This window comes from Streptomyces physcomitrii (assembly GCF_012273655.1).
Classification (GTDB): Bacteria; Actinomycetota; Actinomycetes; order Streptomycetales; family Streptomycetaceae; genus Streptomyces; species Streptomyces physcomitrii.
In genome coordinates, this window is sequence record NZ_JAAWWP010000035.1 from 25,091 (window position 1) to 43,422 (window position 18,332).

At 71.5% G+C, this 18,332-nt stretch carries 11 protein-coding genes and 3 pseudogenes; 9 read left to right on the top strand and 5 right to left on the bottom strand.

The annotated features are described in order from the left end of the window. Positions 1-197 precede the first annotated feature (197 nt). Positions 198-2,069: pseudogene (locus HFV08_RS32655) on the bottom strand (MinD/ParA family ATP-binding protein); the annotation flags it as partial. Positions 2,070-5,321: 3,252 nt separating this feature from the next. Continuing rightward, positions 5,322-5,450 (bottom strand): annotated as a pseudogene (locus HFV08_RS32220) (SCO5717 family growth-regulating ATPase); the annotation flags it as partial. Positions 5,451-5,841: 391 nt separating this feature from the next. Between HFV08_RS32220 and HFV08_RS30245 the strand changes: the two are divergent. Beyond that, positions 5,842-6,411, top strand: a pseudogene (locus HFV08_RS30245) (type VII secretion integral membrane protein EccD); the annotation flags it as partial. Positions 6,412-6,483: 72 nt separating this feature from the next. Here HFV08_RS30245 and HFV08_RS30250 read toward each other — a convergent pair. After that, a complete protein-coding gene (locus HFV08_RS30250; protein WP_040247617.1) occupies positions 6,484-6,750 on the bottom strand; it encodes a DUF397 domain-containing protein in 267 nt (88 codons plus the stop codon). A gap of 381 nt (positions 6,751-7,131) precedes the next feature. Between HFV08_RS30250 and rpsO the strand changes: the two genes are divergently transcribed. From rpsO to HFV08_RS30275, 5 genes are all read left to right on the top strand, one after another. Next, entirely contained in the window at positions 7,132-7,419 is a 288-nt protein-coding gene (rpsO, locus tag HFV08_RS30255; RefSeq protein WP_040247614.1) for a 30S ribosomal protein S15, read from the top strand. A 427-nt stretch (positions 7,420-7,846) separates the two neighbouring features. Beyond that, positions 7,847-10,066, top strand: a complete 2,220-nt coding sequence (locus HFV08_RS30260; RefSeq protein ID WP_168543761.1) for a polyribonucleotide nucleotidyltransferase — start codon at positions 7,847-7,849, stop codon at positions 10,064-10,066. Next, on the top strand, positions 10,063-11,442 hold the full coding sequence (locus HFV08_RS30265; protein ID WP_168543762.1) for a M16 family metallopeptidase: 1,380 nt from the start codon (positions 10,063-10,065) through the stop codon (positions 11,440-11,442). The genes HFV08_RS30260 and HFV08_RS30265 overlap by 4 nt, the downstream gene beginning before the upstream one ends. Positions 11,443-11,594: 152 nt before the next feature. Beyond that, positions 11,595-12,347, top strand: coding sequence for a 4-hydroxy-tetrahydrodipicolinate reductase (dapB, locus tag HFV08_RS30270; protein WP_168543763.1), 753 nt, complete (start codon positions 11,595-11,597; stop codon positions 12,345-12,347). A 2-nt stretch (positions 12,348-12,349) separates the two neighbouring features. Next, positions 12,350-12,808 (top strand): hypothetical protein, encoded by a 459-nt coding sequence (locus HFV08_RS30275; RefSeq protein WP_168543764.1) that lies wholly within the window; start codon positions 12,350-12,352, stop codon positions 12,806-12,808. Between the two features lie 48 nt (positions 12,809-12,856). Here the strand turns inward: HFV08_RS30275 and HFV08_RS30280 are convergent, their stop codons facing one another. After that, positions 12,857-13,417: an SCO5741 family PH domain-containing membrane protein gene (locus HFV08_RS30280; RefSeq protein WP_168543765.1), complete on the bottom strand. Its 561-nt coding sequence runs from the start codon at positions 13,415-13,417 to the stop codon at positions 12,857-12,859. A gap of 86 nt (positions 13,418-13,503) precedes the next feature. Next, on the bottom strand, positions 13,504-13,743 hold the full coding sequence (locus tag HFV08_RS30285; protein WP_168543766.1) for a hypothetical protein: 240 nt from the start codon (positions 13,741-13,743) through the stop codon (positions 13,504-13,506). A 335-nt stretch (positions 13,744-14,078) separates the two neighbouring features. On the opposite strand from HFV08_RS30285, the gene thyX reads away from it, so the two are divergent. From thyX to HFV08_RS30300, 3 genes are all read left to right on the top strand, one after another. Continuing rightward, positions 14,079-14,819, top strand: a complete 741-nt coding sequence (thyX, locus tag HFV08_RS30290) for an FAD-dependent thymidylate synthase (protein WP_168543767.1) — start codon at positions 14,079-14,081, stop codon at positions 14,817-14,819. Between the two features lie 188 nt (positions 14,820-15,007). Continuing rightward, positions 15,008-15,907 carry a 4-hydroxy-tetrahydrodipicolinate synthase gene (gene dapA / locus HFV08_RS30295; protein ID WP_168543768.1) on the top strand — a complete coding sequence of 300 codons (900 nt, stop codon included), beginning with the start codon at positions 15,008-15,010 and terminating at the stop codon, positions 15,905-15,907. 184 nt (positions 15,908-16,091) lie between these two features. After that, a complete protein-coding gene (locus HFV08_RS30300) occupies positions 16,092-17,777 on the top strand; it encodes a ribonuclease J (RefSeq protein ID WP_168543769.1) in 1,686 nt (561 codons plus the stop codon). Positions 17,778-18,332: the final 555 nt, after the last annotated feature.

Here is an 18,332-nt window from a genome sequence, read left to right on the forward strand (position 1 = left end):
AGGCCGTACGGATGAGGCCGGGGCGGGTGCGGGGACCTCGCCGGGGTGGGCACGGGGCGGGTGCGGCTGCCCCGGCCGGGCTGCGCGGGGCATCTCGGCCGCGGTGCGCGCGGGAGCCCCGGCCGCGGTGGCAGCCGGGGCGAGCGAGGTCGGCGGCGCCTCGCGCGGTGGTCGCCGCGTGCCCCGCGCCGGATCCGCTACTGCTGCGGCTGCCCGCCCGGCGGTATCGGCCCCTGGAGCCCATTCGGCTGCCCCGGCGCGCCCTGCCCCTGCTGCGGGTACCCCTGCCCCGACTGCCCGGGCGGCAACTGGTGCTGCGCCGGGGGCTGTTGGTAGGGCTGCCCCGGTCCCGGCTGCCCCCAGCCCTGGCCGGCGCCCGGCTGCTGCGGGTGGCCCCCCGGCGCGGGCTGGCCCTGGCCCTGGCCCGGATAAGGCTGCTGGCCCTGGTAGGGCTGCTGCGGGTAGCCCTGGCCCGGCTGCTGCGGCGCCTGCTGCCCGCCGGGCATCGGCGGCGCGACCTGCGGCGGCGGGTTGCCGTCCGAGGTCCAGAGCCCCTGCGCCTGCTGGGCCCGCGAGAAGTCCTCCGCGACCATCGCCGAGAGGTTGAAGTAGGCCTCACGCACCTTCGGGCGCATCATGTCGAGGTCGACCTCGGCACCGGCCGCCAGATGCTCGTCGAAGGGCACCACGACCACCCCGCGGCACCGGGTCTCGAAGTGGCTGACGATGTCGTCCACCTTGATCATCTTGCCGGTCTCGCGGACCCCCGAGATCACCGTGATCGAGCGCGAGACCAGGTCCGCGTACCCGTGGGCGGAGAGCCAGTCGAGCGTGGTCGAGGCGCTGCTCGCCCCGTCCACCGAGGGCGTGGAGATGATGATCAGCTGGTCGGCGAGGTCGAGCACCCCGCGCATCGCGCTGTACAGCAGGCCGGTACCGGAGTCGGTCAGGATCACCGGGTACTGCTTGCCGAGCACATCGATCGCCCGCCGGTAGTCCTCGTCGTTGAAGGTCGTCGACACCGCCGGGTCCACGTCGTTGGCGAGGATCTCCAGACCGGACGGCGCCTGCGAGGTGAAGCGCCGGATGTCCATGTACGAGTTCAGGTACGGGATCGCCTGGACCAGGTCGCGGATGGTTGCCCCGGTCTCCCGGCGCACCCGGCGGCCGAGCGTCCCCGCGTCCGGGTTGGCGTCGATCGCGAGGATCTTGTCCTGGCGCTCGCTGGCCAGCGTGGCACCGAGCGCGGTGGTGGTGGTCGTCTTGCCGACGCCGCCCTTGAGGCTGATCACCGCGATCCGGTAGCAGGAGAGCACCGGCGTACGGATCAGCTCCAGCTTCCGCGCCCGCTCCGCCTCCTCCTTCTTGTTGCCCAGCTTGAACCGGCTCGCCGCCGAGGGCTTCCCGCTCCTGGCCTTCTGCCGCTTGGCGTTGACCAGCCGGTCCGAGGACAACTCGGTCGCCGCCGTGTACCCGAGCGGCGTCCCCGGATTGGTGGGCTGCCGCTGCTCGTGCTGCACCGCCTGCGGATAGGTGGCACCGGTCCGCGGGTCGACTCCCGGCTGGCCCGGCCCGCCCTGCTGACCCGGCCCGGCTTGCTGACCCGGCACAACGGGCTGGCCGGGGGCGTAGGCGCCCGGGGCCTGGTGGGGCTGGGGCGCCTGCGGGTTCTGGGGTTGGTCGGGGTTCTGGGCCTGGTGGGGGTTCTGGGGCTGGGGCTGGTACTGGGACGGAGGCTGGCCCTGGGGGTGCTGACCCTGCGGGAAGGGCTGGGCCTGGCCGGGCTGGGCGCCCGGGGCCGGGTAGGGCTGGCCGGGGTACTGCTGGCCCGGCTGGGCGCCGGGGTAGGGCTGACCCGGTCCGGGCTGGCCGGGCTGGCCCGGTTGGCCCGCTTGTCCCTGCTGAGGTGCCTGTCCCTGCTGGGGTGCCTGGCCGGGCTGGTTCGGCCGGCCCGGGTACGGCTGCTGGCCCTGCCCCTGCGGGTAGCCCTGACCGGGCTGCTGGCCCGGCTGCTGGCCGTACGGGGGCTGCTGTCCCGGGAGTTGGTGGCCGGGGCCCGGCTGCTGCGGCGGGTACGGATGGCCGGGTTGCCCCGGCTGCTGCGGGAACTGACCCGGCTGCTCGGGGTGCCCCTGCCCCGGAGCCTCCTGCCCCGGGCCGCGCGGCGGTACGGCGGCGGGTCCCTGCCCCGGCTCCGCGGTCCGGTCGAGGGGTGCGGGCAGGTTCGCCCCGGGCACCGCGTCCTCGGCGCCCGGCCGGTTGGCTGCGGTCGGGAACGGGGCACGGCTGGTCGGCTGCGAGTGCACCGAGGCCGCGGGCTCCGAGGAGGCGAAGGGGCTAGGGGAGCCGGGGGGCTGTGCGGCACCGGGAGGCTGTGCGGCGTCGGTGGGCGCGGCCGGTCCGGAGGGCGCGGCACCGGGGCCCTGAGGGAAGCCGTAGCCACCCTGGGGGAAGCCGTACCCGCCCTGCGGCGGCTGGGCTCCCGGCTGCGCCGCGGCGGCGGGGTTCGGGAAGCCGTACCCGCCGGGCACGTCGGCCTGCGGGGGCTGGACCCCCGGTTGGGGCTGGGCGCCTGGCTGCGGCTGTTGTGCTGCGGGGTGGGGCTGGGGCTGGGCCCCCTGCTGCCCGGTGCCGAAGGGCTGGGGGAAGCCGTAACCGCCGTTCTGCGGGCCGGAGTCGGGGCCCGTACCGGCCGGTCGCGGGAAGCCGTAACCGTCGGGCTGACCCTGTGACGGTCCGTCAGGTGCCGCTGCCGCGCCGCCAGTTGGCTGCGGGAAGCCGTAACTGCCGCCCGGCTGCTGCTCGTTCCGTGCGGCCGGGGCCGCGCCCGGCGTGGGCATGCCGTAGCCGCCCGGACGCGAAGGGGCACCGGGGGCGAAAGGATTCCGTGGGACATCCTCGGCCGCGGGGTCACCTGCGGCGTTCGGGGCGCCCGACGCCGGGCCACCGGGAACACCGGGAGCGGGCGTCGGGGTGCCGGAGGCCGGGGTGGTGGGATGCACCGGGGGCACGGCGGCCGTCGGCGGCTGCCAGGCCTGCGGGGCGGGCTGCGGAGCCTGCGGCTGGTACGGCGCCGAGGGCGGCAGCTCACCCGGAGCCTGCGGCCCGGCGGCCGAATCCCCTTGCTCCGCCCGGGAGTCGGCGGGCCACTGCCCCGCGGTCGGCGGCGCCGCGGGCTGGAAGTCCGGCGGCAGCGGCGGCAGTCCCGCCTGCGGCACGGGCGGCGGTGTCCACGCCGGGGGCGCGTCCTGCCGAGCGCCCTCGGTGCCGAAGTCGGAGGGCACGGCGTCCTGCGGCTCGGGTGCCGCGGTCGGCGGTACGGAACCCTCCGGCCCCCCGGACCGCGACTTCGCGCGACCGCTCAGGCTGATGCGGATGGTGCTGGGGGAGGAGAGATCGCCTTCGTCCGACAGGTCGTCGTTCGACAGGTCGGCTTCGGCGGGCAGGTCGCCGGGGCCGCCGGACTGGTCACCCTGGTCGAGCGGGGCGTCCTGGCTCGACAGCCTGTCCTGGTCCGGCAGTTCGGCCTGATCGTCGTGGGTGCTGGTGCTGGTGCTGGTGCTGGTGCTGGTGTCGCTGTCCGGGTCGGCCGGTGCCGCCGCGGGGAGGACCGTGTCGTCGGTGGCGGCGCCGCCCTCGATGTCTGCGCCATCGGCGCCGCGTGCGGTGAACTCGTCATTCTCCAGAGCCTCTTGGCCGCTTGCCGACTCCGCCTCGGCCGCGTCCGTGGAAGCCTCGCTCTCCACAGCGGTGCCCGAGGCGCCAGTCGAATCCGGGGAAGCCTCGCCCCTGGACTCCTCATCCCCATCCCTGGACGCGTCCCCGGCGTCTTCCTGCCTCGGCAGGATCGCCCACTCGTCGCTGTCGCTCCGCTCGGCCTCCGGGCTTTCCGGATCTTCGGGCAGGGTGAAACTGTCCGGTCCCAGCGGCGGGGCGGAGGAGTACGGCTCGTCGCCGTTGTCGGCGCCGGTGCCGATAGAGGCGTCAGGGTCAGCGTCGGCGGCGGTCTCGGAACCGGCGTCCGTCGCGTACGCGGAGGCCGCACCGGAAGCAGCAGTCTCGCCCGCGAGGCTGGAAGCCTGCTCGCTGTCGCCGCCCTCCGCGTCGTCCGCGTCGTCCGCCTCCGTACCGGTGGCCCCATCGCTGAACCCAGAAGCAGCGGACCCGGATGCAGCGGACCCGGATGCAGCGGACTCAGAGGCACCGGACCCGGAGGTGCCGGGCAGGGCGGCTGAGGTACCGCCGACCCATCCTTCGGTCTCCGACTCCGACTCCGACTCCGACTCTGACTCCGACTTCGACTCCGCTTCCGTCCCGGCCTGAGCCTGGGCCTCGGTTCCGGCGGAGGCCTCCGCGGTCTCTGCGGCCGCCTCGCGTTCGGCGGCCTTGCGCTCGCCGATCTCGCGGAGTTCCTGCTGAAGGGCGGAGGAGCTGAAGCGCATGGTGGCGCCGCTCTCCAGGTCGCCGCTGCTGTCCGCCGCTCCGGACGAACCGGCCCCGAAAGCAGAGGCGTTGGCGGTACCGCCCTCGTCCGGCACCCCCGTACCGCTCCCCTCCGCGAACGGAGCCGGAGGAGCACTGGGAGGCGGCGGCACGAAGGGCGTCGGGAAGGGCGGCGCCTCGGGCGCGGCAGCGGAAGCCTCAGATACCGCCGGGGCCGAGGACGCTGAGGGCGCCGGGTATCCGGAGGCGTCCGTATATCCGGAGGGGTCGGAAGTCCCCCCGGTTCCAGCGGAGTTGCCGGACCCGAACCCCCCAGAACCCTCCGCAGCCCCGTACGAGCCGGAAGAAGGCGAACCGGAAGAAGACGAACCGGAAGAGGGTGAAGAAGACGGCGAACCGGAGGAACCGGCCGACTCGAAGCCGCCCGGCAGCGGGAAGCTCGGTACCGCGGTCGGGTCCGCGACGCTGCCGGGAACCTCCCCGGAGGAGGCGCCGCCGCTCCAGGGTCCGCTCACCGGGGTCCCGGAAGCTGCTCCGCCCCCGAGCACACTGGCGAAGCCGTAGCCGGAGGGGTCGGGGGAGGCACCGGGACCCGAGCCCTCGGCGTAACCGCCGCCGTCCGGAGATCCGGGCCCGCTCCCGTCCGCCTGACCGCTTCCCGGAGCCGGAGGGGGCGTACCCCAGCCCGGCCCGGCGTCCCGGCCGTACCCGTCCTGGGGCTGCTGCGGCACGGCGCCCGGACCGGCCGGCGGCGGGAGCGGAGCGCCCACGGGCGGCGGGGGAGGAGTGGCAGCGAACGGCGGAGGCGTCGGCGCGGAGGCCGAAGGCGAGGCGGCCGCGCCGCCCGTGGGTTCGTCGGCGGCGTCGGAGGCGTTCTGGGTGTACCAGGCAGGCGGGGCGTAGTCGATGGTGAACTCGCCCGTCGTCTCCATGGGGGACTCGGCGTCGGACTGGTCCTCGCCGGGCGTGGCCCAGCCCCCGCGGTTACCGTCCCGATCGCTGCTCACAATTCCTCCTGCTGATGTGGTCGAGCACCCTCGTGCGCCGTCGGCACACCGCGACTTCCGCTCTCCAGAAGCCGCCGCTACCGCCGGAATACCCCTCGGGCGCGAACGGCCCTTCCGCTCTCACCGCCGCCGGACACCCATGCCGCGCCCCACCCCAGCCTAATCACCGGCGGCGGCGGGCGGTCCGTTCCGCCCTGCGACCGGTACCGGGCTGGTACATGCGCCGCCCGGAGAAGGCCCAAGCCGCCAGCCATAGGGGATATTTCGGTACGTTCGGGTGTACCGCGTCAAAGCCTGCATGGCCGAAGTCACCCCCGCCCGAACGGCGTCGGCCCCTCGACGCGGACCACTTCCGTAGGACGCGTCCGTCCCGGAGGGAGAGGGGAAGGGGAGGGGCGTGTACGCACCCGCCCCGGACCCCGCCCCCCACGCCCCCATCGCCCCCGACCGCGTGGCCGAACAGGCCCGCCGGGGCCACGAGTTGCTGGTCGGGCTGGTGGGCGGCTGCGCGCTCGTCGGCGTGGGTGCGTCGATCGTCCTCGGGTTCTCCAGCGATGTCTGGGCCCAACTCCTCGCCCTGGCCACGGGGTTGGCCATGCTCATGCGGGCCCACCTCTTCCGCTACACCGCCCAGGTGGGGGCCACCCTCGCGGCGGGCCTGGCCGCGCTGGTCGCCCTCGGGCTCGGGCTCGCCCTGCATCCCCCGGCGGGATACGTCCGCGAGGCGCTGCTGAAGAGCGACACCACCGCGCTCGACATCCGCTCGGTCTGGATCATCGCCGCCATCGGCGCGACCGCCGCGCTGCTCACCGCGATCGGCCTGATCGTCCCCCGGCGCGGCCTGACCCCGTTCTGGGGCCGCTTCTTCGAGATCGCCGAGGCCTTCGTCCTGCTCACCCTGATCCCGCTGGCCCTCGCCGTCTTCGACGTGTACGCGAGCGCCCGTGCGATGACGAGTTGACGTCCCGTCAGGCCGCGCATCCCTGACGGGCGGCCGGGGCCCGGCCGCCCGGCCGCGCCCGGTCCCGCCCCGTCAGGCCAGGTCGAACTCCCCGTCCCGCGCGCCCAGCACGAAGGCGCGCCACTCCGCCTCGGTGTACCGGAGCACCGTCTCCGGGTCGGCGGAGGAGCGCATCGCGACCGCGCCGCCGGGCAGATGGGCGATCTCCACGCGCTCCTCGTCCTCGCTGGTGCCCGGAGCGCTCAGCCACTCGACCCCGGAGATGTCGAGTGCGTAGAGCTCGTCCTTCTCACGCTCCTTGCGCGCGGCGAGTTCCTGGTCCTGTGCTGCGTCCGACATCGTTGCGCGGCCCTTCCGCTGATTCCACTGAGTACGCGATGGGGGCGCCCAAGGGCGTGGTCCACCGTGCACCGAGCGTATATAAGGTGCACACGGTGCCGTACGGCTATCGCGGATTCACCGTGCGCGAGCGCGAGCAGGGTGGGACGGGCGGGCGTTGACACGGGCCTGCCGCGCACCGGCGGTGCCTCTTCCCCGGGGCGGAATACGCGGTCCTCACCCCCTGGTACCCTGTGTGACGACCCCCTGAGCAGTCGGCGCCGGAGCCTCCGGGCACCGCCGTGCGACGGCCGGCGGGGATCATCGCCTTCCGAGTCACCCAAGCCCTCCTGAGAAGCAGACCAGGAGCACTCGGGGCAACGACCTTTCCGAGGAGTACGCGTGTCGCTCGACGTCGCAACGAAGAAGCAGATCATCTCCGAGTTCGCCACCAAGGACGGTGACACCGGCTCCCCCGAGGTGCAGGTCGCGCTGCTTTCGCGCCGGATCTCCGACCTGACCGAGCACCTCAAGACCCACAAGCACGACCACCACTCCCGTCGTGGTCTGCTCATCCTGGTGGGTCAGCGCCGCCGCCTGCTGCAGTACCTGGCCAAGAAGGACATCCAGCGCTTCCGTGCGCTGGTCGACCGCCTCGGCATCCGCCGCGGTGCGGCGGGCGCCCGATAAGACGCCGTGAAGGGAGCGGTTCCCACTCCAGGGGACCGCTCCCTTTGCTGTACGTGCGAGAAGTCACTCCCGCTTTGTAGTCTGGTCGCACGTGGCCGTACACATGCCCGCAACAACCGGGGCGTGGGCGCGGTCCCCGGTCCGTACCACCGCCGCCGGGAAGCCCTTCACGAGGGCTCGCCCGGCCGGGTAGGGACAAAGCGGAAACACACAACGCCATACTGGACGAGGAGAGCGCACCCCGCCGCCGGTCCTCGGTAGTGGCCCCCGGGGCAGGAACCCCGGGTGCTTCGATCGAAGACCGGCCGAGCACCACTGAGGGGCGCTGCTCCGATCGTCCGCCCGCCACACGGGCGGCGCGGACGAAAAGACGCCACAGACGCACGCGTGAAACGCGTAGACACAGAAGAACACGGAGACAGCACTGGTGGAGAACGAGACCCACTACGCCGAGGCCGTAATCGACAACGGCTCCTTCGGCACCCGCACGATCCGCTTCGAGACGGGCCGCCTGGCCCGCCAGGCCGCCGGCTCCGCCGTGGCCTACCTGGACGACGACACCATGGTCCTCTCGGCGACCACCGCGTCCAAGAACCCCAAGGACCAGCTCGACTTCTTCCCGCTCACGGTGGACGTCGAGGAGCGGATGTACGCCGCCGGCAAGATCCCCGGCAGCTTCTTCCGCCGCGAGGGCCGCCCCTCCGAGGACGCCATCCTCACCTGCCGCCTGATCGACCGCCCGCTGCGCCCCTCCTTCAAGAAGGGCCTGCGCAACGAGATCCAGGTCGTCGCCACGATCATGGCGCTCAACCCCGACCACCTGTACGACGTCGTCGCGATCAACGCCGCGTCCGCGTCCACCCAGCTGGCCGGTCTGCCCTTCTCCGGCCCGATCGGCGGCGTCCGCGTCGCGCTGATCAAGGGCCAGTGGGTCGCCTTCCCGACGCACACCGAGCTCGAGGACGCCGTCTTCGACATGGTGGTCGCGGGCCGCACCCTGGAGGACGGCGACGTCGCGATCATGATGGTCGAGGCCGAGGCCACCGAGAAGACCATCAAGCTGGTCGAGGGCGGCGCCGAGGCGCCGACCGAGGAGATCGTCGCCGCCGGTCTGGACGCCGCGAAGCCCTTCATCAAGGTGCTGTGCCGCGCGCAGGCCGACCTTGCCGCCAAGGCCGCCAAGGAGACCGGCGAGTTCCCGATCTTCCTGGACTACCAGGACGACGTGCTCGAGGCCCTGACCACCGCGGTCCGCGGCGAGCTGGCGCAGGCGCTGACCATCGCGGGCAAGCAGGAGCGCGAGGCCGAGCTGGACCGCGTCAAGGCGCTGGCCGCCGAGAAGCTGCTCCCGCAGTTCGAGGGACGCGAGAAGGAGATCTCCGCCGCGTACCGCTCGCTGACCAAGACCCTGGTCCGTGAGCGCGTCATCAAGGAGAAGAAGCGCATCGACGGCCGCGGCGTCACGGACATCCGTACGCTGGCCGCCGAGGTCGAGGCCATCCCGCGGGTGCACGGCAGCGCCCTGTTCGAGCGCGGCGAGACCCAGATCCTGGGCGTCACCACCCTGAACATGCTCCGCATGGAGCAGCAGCTGGACACCCTCTCCCCGGTGACCCGCAAGCGCTACATGCACAACTACAACTTCCCGCCCTACTCCACCGGCGAGACCGGCCGCGTCGGCTCCCCGAAGCGCCGCGAGATCGGCCACGGCGCGCTCGCCGAGCGCGCCCTGGTGCCGGTGCTGCCGACGCGCGAGGAGTTCCCGTACGCGATCCGCCAGGTCTCCGAGGCGCTGAGCTCCAACGGCTCCACCTCGATGGGCTCGGTCTGCGCCTCCACCATGTCGCTGCTGAACGCCGGTGTGCCGCTGAAGGCCCCGGTCGCCGGTATCGCCATGGGCCTGATCTCCCAGGAGATCGAGGGCGAGACGCACTACGTCACCCTCACCGACATCCTCGGTGCGGAGGACGCCTTCGGCGACATGGACTTCAAGGTCGCCGGCACCAAGCAGTTCGTGACCGCCCTCCAGCTCGACACCAAGCTGGACGGCATCCCGGCCTCCGTCCTGGGCGCGGCCCTCAAGCAGGCCCGCGACGCCCGCCTCCACATCCTCGACGTGATGATGGAAGCGATCGACACCCCGGACGAGATGTCCCCGAACGCCCCGCGGATCATCACCGTCAAGATCCCGGTGGACAAGATCGGTGAGGTCATCGGCCCCAAGGGCAAGATGATCAACCAGATCCAGGAGGACACCGGCGCCGACATCACGATCGAGGACGACGGCACCATCTACATCGGTGCCCAGCAGGGCTCGCAGGCCGAGGCCGCTCGCGCCACGATCAACGGCATCGCCAACCCGACCATGCCGGAGGTCGGCGAGCGCTACCTGGGCACCGTCGTGAAGACGACGACCTTCGGTGCGTTCGTGTCGCTGCTGCCGGGCAAGGACGGTCTGCTGCACATCTCGCAGATCCGCAAGCTCGCCGGCGGCAAGCGCGTGGAGAACGTCGAGGACGTCCTCGGTGTGGGCCACAAGGTCCAGGTCGAGATCGCCGAGATCGACTCCCGCGGCAAGCTCTCCCTGATCCCCGTGATCGAGGGCGAGGACGACAGCGCGGAGAAGAAGGACGACGCCGACAAGTGACGTCCCGTAGTCCCGAGACGACGGCCCGCACCTCCCCGGAGGCGCGGGCCGTCGCCCGTACCCAAACCCTCCTCGAAGGCCGCGACGGCATCGGCACGGTACGCCGTACGACGCTGCCCGGCGGCCTGCGCGTGGTCACCGAGACCCTGCCGACGGTGCGCTCCGCGACCTTCGGCATCTGGGCGCACGTCGGCTCCCGCGACGAGACCCCCAGCCTGAACGGCGCCACCCACTACCTGGAGCACCTGCTCTTCAAGGGCACGAAGAAGCGTTCCGCCCTCGACATCTCCGCGGCGATCGACGCGGTCGGCGGCGAGATGAACGCCTTCACCGCCAAGGAGTTCACGTGCTACTACGCGCGTGTCCTCGACAACGACCTGCCGCTCGCCATCGACGTGGTCTGCGACATGCTCACCGGCTCGCTGATCCGGCAGGAGGACGTCGACGCCGAGCGCGGCGTCATCCTCGAGGAGATCGCGATGACCGAGGACGACCCCGGCGACTGCGTGCACGACCTCTTCGCGCACACCATGCTCGGCGACACCCCGCTGGGCCGCCCCGTCCTCGGCACCGTCGACACGATCAACGCCCTGACCGCCGACCGCATCCGCCGCTTCCACAAGCGGCACTACGACCCGACGCACCTGGTCGTCGCCGCGGCCGGGAACGTCGACCACCACCAGGTCGTACGCCAGGTCCGCGCCGCCTTCGAGAAGGCGGGAGCCCTCGGGAGCCCCGGCGCCGAGCCGGTCGCCCCCCGGGCCGGCCGCCGCGCGGTGCGCGCCGCGGGCAAGGTCGAGCTGCTGCACCGCCGCACCGAGCAGGCCCACGTCATCCTCGGCATGCCCGGGCTGGCCCGCACCGACGAACGCCGCTGGGCGCTCAGCGTGCTGAACACCGCGCTCGGCGGCGGCATGTCCTCCCGGCTCTTCCAGGAGGTCCGGGAGAAGCGCGGCCTCGCGTACAGCGTCTACTCCTACACCTCCGGCTTCGCCGACTGCGGCCTCTTCGGCGTCTACGCGGGCTGCCGCCCGAGCCAGGTGCACGACGTACTGAAGATCTGCCACGAGGAGCTCGACCGGGTCGCCCGCGGCGGACTGCCCGAGGAGGAGATCGGCCGGGCCATCGGCCAGCTCTCCGGCTCGACCGTCCTCGGCGTCGAGGACACGGGTGCGCTCATGCACCGCATCGGCAAGAGTGAGCTGTGCTGGGGCGAGCAGATGTCCGTGGACGACATGCTGGCCAGGATCGCGGCGGTCACCCCGGACGACGTACGCGAGGTCGCGCGCGAGGTCCTGGGGCAGCGGCCGTCCCTGTCGGTCATCGGCCCGCTGAAGGACAAGCAGGCGGACCGCCTGCACGAGGTGGTCTCCTAGACCGGGAGAACACCTGGACGGTCCAGGAGAACACCTGGCGGAGCGGTCTTCGGAGAAGCGCGTCTCGGAAGAAGCCGTCTCCCGGAACGGAAGCGGTCACCCGGCCCCGGGCACTCCCGGGGCCGGACCGCCGGCTGCGAAGGAACGAAGACATGAGCAAGCTGCGTGTGGCCGTGCTCGGTGCGAAGGGCCGCATCGGCTCCGAGGCGGTACGGGCCGTCGAGGCGGCCGAGGACCTGGAACTCGTCGCCGCCCTCGGCCGGGGCGACAAGCTGGAGACCCTCGCCGAGCAGGGCGCCCAGGTGGCGGTCGAACTCACCACCCCCGCCTCGGTCATGGGCAACCTCGACTTCTGCGTACGGCACGGCATCCACGCCGTGGTCGGCACCACCGGCTGGACCGAGGACCGCCTCGGCCAACTGCGCGGCTGGCTCGCCGACTTCCCCGGCACCGGGGTGCTCATCGCCCCCAACTTCTCCCTCGGCGCCGTCCTGACCATGAAGTTCGCCCAGCTCGCCGCCCCGTACTTCGAGTCCGTCGAGGTCGTCGAACTGCACCACCCGAACAAGGCGGACGCCCCCAGCGGCACCGCCACCCGCACCGCCCAGCTCATCGCCGCCGCGCGCGAGCAGGCGGGCAGCGCACCCCAGCCGGACGCCACCGCCACCGCCCTCGACGGCGCCCGGGGCGCGGACGTCGACGGAATCCCCGTGCACTCGGTGCGGCTGCGCGGGCTCCTCGCCCACCAGGAGGTCCTGCTCGGCGGCGAGGGCGAGACCCTCACGGTGCGCCACGACTCGCTGCACCACAGCAGCTTCATGCCGGGCATCCTGCTCGCGGCCCGGCGCGTGCCCACCGTGCCCGGTCTCACCTTCGGCCTGGAACACTTCCTGGACCTCGGCTGAGCATGCGCGCCAAGCTCGCCTACACCGTCACGGCCGCCGCCCTCCTGGTCTACTTCGTCCTGGCCGGCAGCCGCGGGGTGCTGCTGCTCCGGCACGGCTCGGCCCTCAGCGTCGCCCTCGGCGCCGCCGTGCTCGTACTGCCGCTGATCGGCCTCTGGTTCCTGTGGCAGAGCACCCGCTTCGCGATCCGGGCGGGCCGGCTCGCCGCCGTACTCGAAGCCGAGGGCGGGCTGCCCGTCGACGAACTCCGGCGCACGCCCAGCGGCCGCGTCGACCGGGATTCCGCGGACGCCGTCTTCGCCCGGCGCAAGGCGGAGGCGGAGCGGGCACCCGAGGACTGGCGGTGCTGGTTCCGGCTGGCGGTCGCCTACCGCGACGCCCGCGACACCCCGCGCGCCCGCAGGGCGATACAGCGCGCGATCACCCTGCACGAGCAGGACGGGAAATCCGCCGCAGCCTGAGCCCGGCCGTGATGCGGGTGTGGTGCAGTTGTGGTGCGAGCGCCGCCCTCAGCGGCGGCCGTGCTCCTGTGCCCAGGCCTCGATCCGGTCGGCGGCCCGCTCGAAGGCGGTGGGCCGCGCGAGGAAGTCCGCGTCGTGGGTGGTCAGCAGGGCCCGCCGCGGCTCGCTGCCCTGGGTGAGCCGTTCCAGTACGAGCGCCTGGCCCTGCACGGTGCGCGGCAGGCCGAGCCAGCGCACCGGCTGCTGCCGGGTGCGCACCGAGACGACATGCGCCCAGGACACCGTGCGGGTGCGGAACATGCCCACATGACGCAGGCCGCGGCTGCCCACCCAGGTGCCCATCCGCAGCATCCGCAGCGCCGCCGCGATGATGACCACGGCGAGGGCGCCGCAGACCAGCATCTCGACCGGGGATCCCGCGAAGGCGATGATCACCGCGGAGAGCAGCACGAAGGCGGAGAGCAGCAGCAGGGAGGCGGCGAGGCCCACCCGCCAGGGGCCCGGGCGGTACGGGCGGCGCCAGCGCTCCGGATCCTCGGGGAAGAGCTGGTCCTCCGCGTCCCGCGACTCGTCGAAAGCACGGTCGGCCGTGAGAAAGGTCAAGGGCACGGACGGTTCCTCACTCAAAAGCGGCTGGGGCTGCCCGGTGAGGCTATCGAGACAGGACCGCGCCCACCAGCCTGGGTGCCCTCGGCTCAGCGCCCGTGGGAGGCCTCGGAGTGCTGGGTGACCTTGGGCGACTGCTCCGGCGAGAGGGCGGGCATGCCCACGATCACGGACCCGACCAGGCCCGCGAGCACGGTGGCACCCAGCAGGACCTGGCCGGCTATGCGCCGTGCCGAGGCCCGCTCGCGGGGCGGGGGAGCGATATTGCTGCGGAAGGTGTCGGCTTCGGCGATGAAGGCGAACGGTACGGGCTCACGCCGACGGAACATGGGTGCTGCTTCTCCTTGCGGGGTTGCGGGGCCGGACCTCGAAGAACCCGGAGAGCGCGAGAACACGGTGGCGGCGACCGAGGTGACGGACGCGACCGGTGCGCAGAACTCTGCGGGCGGGGCGAGGAAGAACGACTGTCACCAGGACAGACGTACGAGAAGGCCGGAAGGTGCCCGTATACGCCGAGTTCGCCGAAATTCGTTGTGCTTCGGTGACCTCGGGGCCTTGGTGATCTTCGCCGGGTTCGGGCACCGCCCGGCGGTGCGGCCGATTGTCGGAGGCGAGTCGTAGAGTTGGCGCCGCCCGAGAGCCGTGATGGGAAGGACCCCGCGACGTGACCGACACCCCCGCCGAAGACACCAAGCCCGCTTTCCGCAGCGAGGTCGCCGTGGAGCTGGTGAAACACGCGGCGAGTGACTCCGACGTGCTGTGGGCGGCCCGTGTCTCCACCGTCGGCGAGCAGTCCCTGGACGAGCTGAAGAAGGACCCCGAGCGCTCCAAGGGCCTCATCAACTACCTCATGCGGGACCGGCACGGCAGCCCCTTCGAGCACAACTCGATGACCTTCTTCATCAGTGCCCCGATCTTCGTCTTCCGCGAGTTCATGCGGCACCGGGTCGGCTGGAGCTACAACGAGGAGTCCGGCCGGTACCGGCAGCTCCAGCCCGTCTTCTACGTCCCGGGCGAGGAGCGCAAGCTTGTCCAGGAGGGCAGGCCGGGCAAGTACGTCTTCGTCGAGGGCTCCGCGGAGCAGCAGGCGCTCACCGGCCGCGTGATGGAGGAGTCCTACCGCCACTCCTACGAGGCGTACCAGGAGATGCTGGCCGCCGGGGTGGCCCGCGAGGTGGCCAGGGCGGTGCTGCCCGTCGGGCTCTACTCGTCCATGTACGCCACCTGCAACGCGCGCTCCCTGATGCACTTCCTCGGCCTGCGCACCCAGCACGAGCTGGCCAGGACCCCCTCCTTCCCGCAGCGCGAGATCGAGATGGTCGGCGAGCAGATGGAGGCCCACTGGGCGACGCTGATGCCGCTCACCTACGCGGCGTTCAACGCCAACGGCCGGGTCGCCCCGTGAGGCACTGATGTACGGGTCAGTCCTACGAGGCGTCCGGATTGCGGGGGTTCGAGAAGTTCATCTAGCCTGATCGAACGGACCCGGCACTGCTTGAACCCCCGAGCAGGCAGTGCCGGGCTCCGTCTACGTCATCCCCGCTCGTCCCCCGAGGGACGACCGCGTGCTGAGCAGCGAGTAGCGTGTTACCCATGGCTCCGATCTCCACTCCGCAGACGCCCTTCGGGCGCGTCCTGACCGCCATGGTCACGCCGTTCACGGCGAACGGCACCCTCGACCTCGAAGGCGCGCAGCTGCTGGCCCGCCACCTGGTCGACGCAGGCAACGACGGCCTGATCGTCAACGGCACCACCGGCGAGTCCCCGACCACCAGCAATGCGGAGAAGGAAGCCCTCGTACGCGCGGTGGTGGAGGCGGTCGGCGACCGCGCCCACATCGTCGCCGGAGTCGGCACCAACGACACCCGGCACAGCATCGAGCTGGCCGAGGCCGCGGAGCGGGCCGGGGCGCACGGCCTGCTCACCGTGACGCCCTACTACAACAAGCCCCCTCAGGAGGGCCTGCTCCGCCACTTCACCGCGGTGGCCGATTCCACCGGACTTCCCGTGATGCTCTACGACATCCCGGGCCGCAGCGGAGTGCCGATCAACACCGAAACCCTGATGCGCCTGGCGGAGCACCCCCGTATCGTCGCCAACAAGGACGCCAAGGGGGACCTGGGCCGCGCCAGCTGGGTCATCGCCCGCTCCGATCTCGCCTGGTACTCGGGCGACGACATGCTGAACCTCCCCCTCCTCTCGGTCGGCGCCATCGGCTTCGTCTCGGTCGTCAGCCATGTCGTGACCCCGGAGCTGCGCGCCCTGGTCGACGCCTACACCGCGGGTGACGTGCACAAGGCGACCGAGATCCACCAGAAGCTGCTGCCCGTGTTCACCGGCATGTTCCGCACCCAGGGCGTCATCACCTGCAAGGCCGCCCTCGCCCTGCAGGGACTGCCCGGCGGACCGCTGCGCCTGCCCCTGGTGGAACTCTCACCCGAGGAGACCGCCCAGCTCAAGATCGATCTCGCCGCCGGCGGGGTACAGATCTGATAAGCGGAACGCCCACCCCCCGGGTGCCCCGGTCTCCGGCCGGGGCCGCGCTCCGCGCACAGACCTCACAACTGAATAGGCGGGGACTCACCGTCCCCGCCATCCCTGCACACAGCCATACGCACGAACGTCATACGCGCCACGTGCCCGCGGGGTACGTGGCGCGCGTGGTCAGGAGAGTCTTTTGAGTCATCCGCATCCCGAACTCGGCCCGCCCCCGAAGCTCGCCAAGGGGGCCCTCCGGGTCACCCCGCTCGGCGGCCTCGGCGAAATCGGCCGCAACATGACCGTCTTCGAGTACGACGGCCGTCTGCTGATCGTCGACTGCGGGGTGCTCTTCCCCGAGGAGGAGCAGCCCGGAATCGACCTGATCCTGCCGGACTTCACGTCCATCAGGGACCGCCTCGACGACATCGAGGGCATCGTCCTCACGCACGGCCACGAGGACCACATCGGTGGCGTACCGTTCCTTCTCCGCGAGAAGCCCGATATTCCGCTGATCGGCTCGAAGCTCACCCTCGCTCTCATTGAGGCGAAGCTTCAGGAGCACCGCATCCGCCCCTACACGCTCGAAGTGGCCGAAGGCCATCGCGAGCGCGTCGGACCCTTCGAATGCGAGTTCGTCGCGGTCAACCACTCCATCCCGGACGCCCTCGCCGTAGCCATCCGCACCCCCGCGGGCATGGTCGTGCACACGGGCGACTTCAAGATGGACCAGCTACCGCTGGACAACCGCCTCACGGACCTGCACGCCTTCGCGCGGCTGAGCGAGGAGGGCATCGACCTTCTTCTCTCCGACTCGACGAACGCCGAGGTCCCCGGCTTCACCCCGCACGAGCGCGACATCTCCAATGTGCTGCGCCAGGTCTTCGCCGGGGCCCGCAAGCGGATCATCGTGGCCAGCTTCGCCAGCCATGTGCACCGCATCCAGCAGATCCTGGACGCCGCCCACGAGTACGGCCGCCGGGTCGCCTTCGTCGGCCGCTCGATGGTCCGCAACATGGGCATCGCCCGCGACCTCGGCTATCTGAAGGTCCCGCCGGGGCTCGTCGTGGACGTCAAGACCCTCGACGACCTGCCGGACCACGAGGTCGTCCTCGTCTGCACCGGCTCCCAGGGCGAACCCATGGCCGCGCTGTCCCGGATGGCCAACCGCGACCACCAGATCCGGATCGTCCAGGGCGACACCGTGATCCTGGCCTCCTCGCTCATCCCGGGCAACGAGAACGCGGTGTACCGCGTGATCAACGGCCTGACCCGCTGGGGCGCCAACGTCGTCCACAAGGGCAACGCCAAGGTGCACGTCTCCGGGCACGCCTCCGCCGGCGAGCTGCTGTACTTCTACAACATCTGCAAGCCGCGGAACCTCATGCCGGTCCACGGTGAGTGGCGCCACCTCAGAGCCAACGCCGAACTGGGCGCGCTCACCGGTGTCCCGCACGACCGGATCGTCATCGCCGAGGACGGCGTCGCCGTCGACCTCGTCGAGGGCAAGGCCCGCATCTCCGGCAAGGTCCAGGCCGGTTACGTGTACGTCGACGGCCTCTCGGTCGGCGATGTCACCGAGTCCTCGCTGAAGGACCGCAGGATCCTCGGCGACGAGGGGATCATCTCGGTCTTCGTGGTGATCGACTCCAGCACCGGCAAGATCACGGGCGGTCCGCACATCCACGCCCGTGGCTCCGGCATCGAGGACGCCGCCTTCGGCGCGGTGGTCCCCAAGGTCCAGGAGGTGCTGGAGCGCTCCGCGCAGGACGGGGTCGTCGAGCCCCACCAGATGCAGCAGTTGGTGCGCCGCACGCTGGGCAAGTGGGTCTCCGACACCTACCGCCGGCGCCCGATGATCCTGCCCGTCGTGGTCGAGGTCTGACCCTCGGCAGGGGCCCGCAGGAGCCGTACCGGAGCGGAGGCTCCCCGATTTGCCTCGGGGGACTCCGCTCCAGTACGTTTACGGCTCCGCCAGCGAGGGAACGGCAGCCGCTCATACGGTTGTTGGGCCCGAAGCGGGTGGAAAATCCGACTCAGAACCTCTGATAAAGTCGGGTCCACCGAAAGGGAGCCGGAAGGCGACTGAATAGGTATGGCTCTCCAACGGCCACTGGATGAAATACGGACCGGAAATCGGGACGGAAAGCGTCTGGTAAGGTTGGAAACACCGAAGGGAAACGCCCGGAGGAAAGCTTCGGCTGAATGGTCGGGGTGAGTACGAAGGAAGTGTCCGTTCCTTGAGAACTCAACAGCGTGCCAAAAGTCAACGCCAGATATGTTGATACCCCTGACTCTCGGCAGTCCTTGTGGCTGCCTGAGGGTTTGGGTTCCTTTGAAGAAACACACAGCGAGGATGCTGTGGACCGGGGGGATTATTCCTCTTCCTGGTTCCGCTCTCGTGTGTGTGACCGGATTACCGGTACACATTCACGGAGAG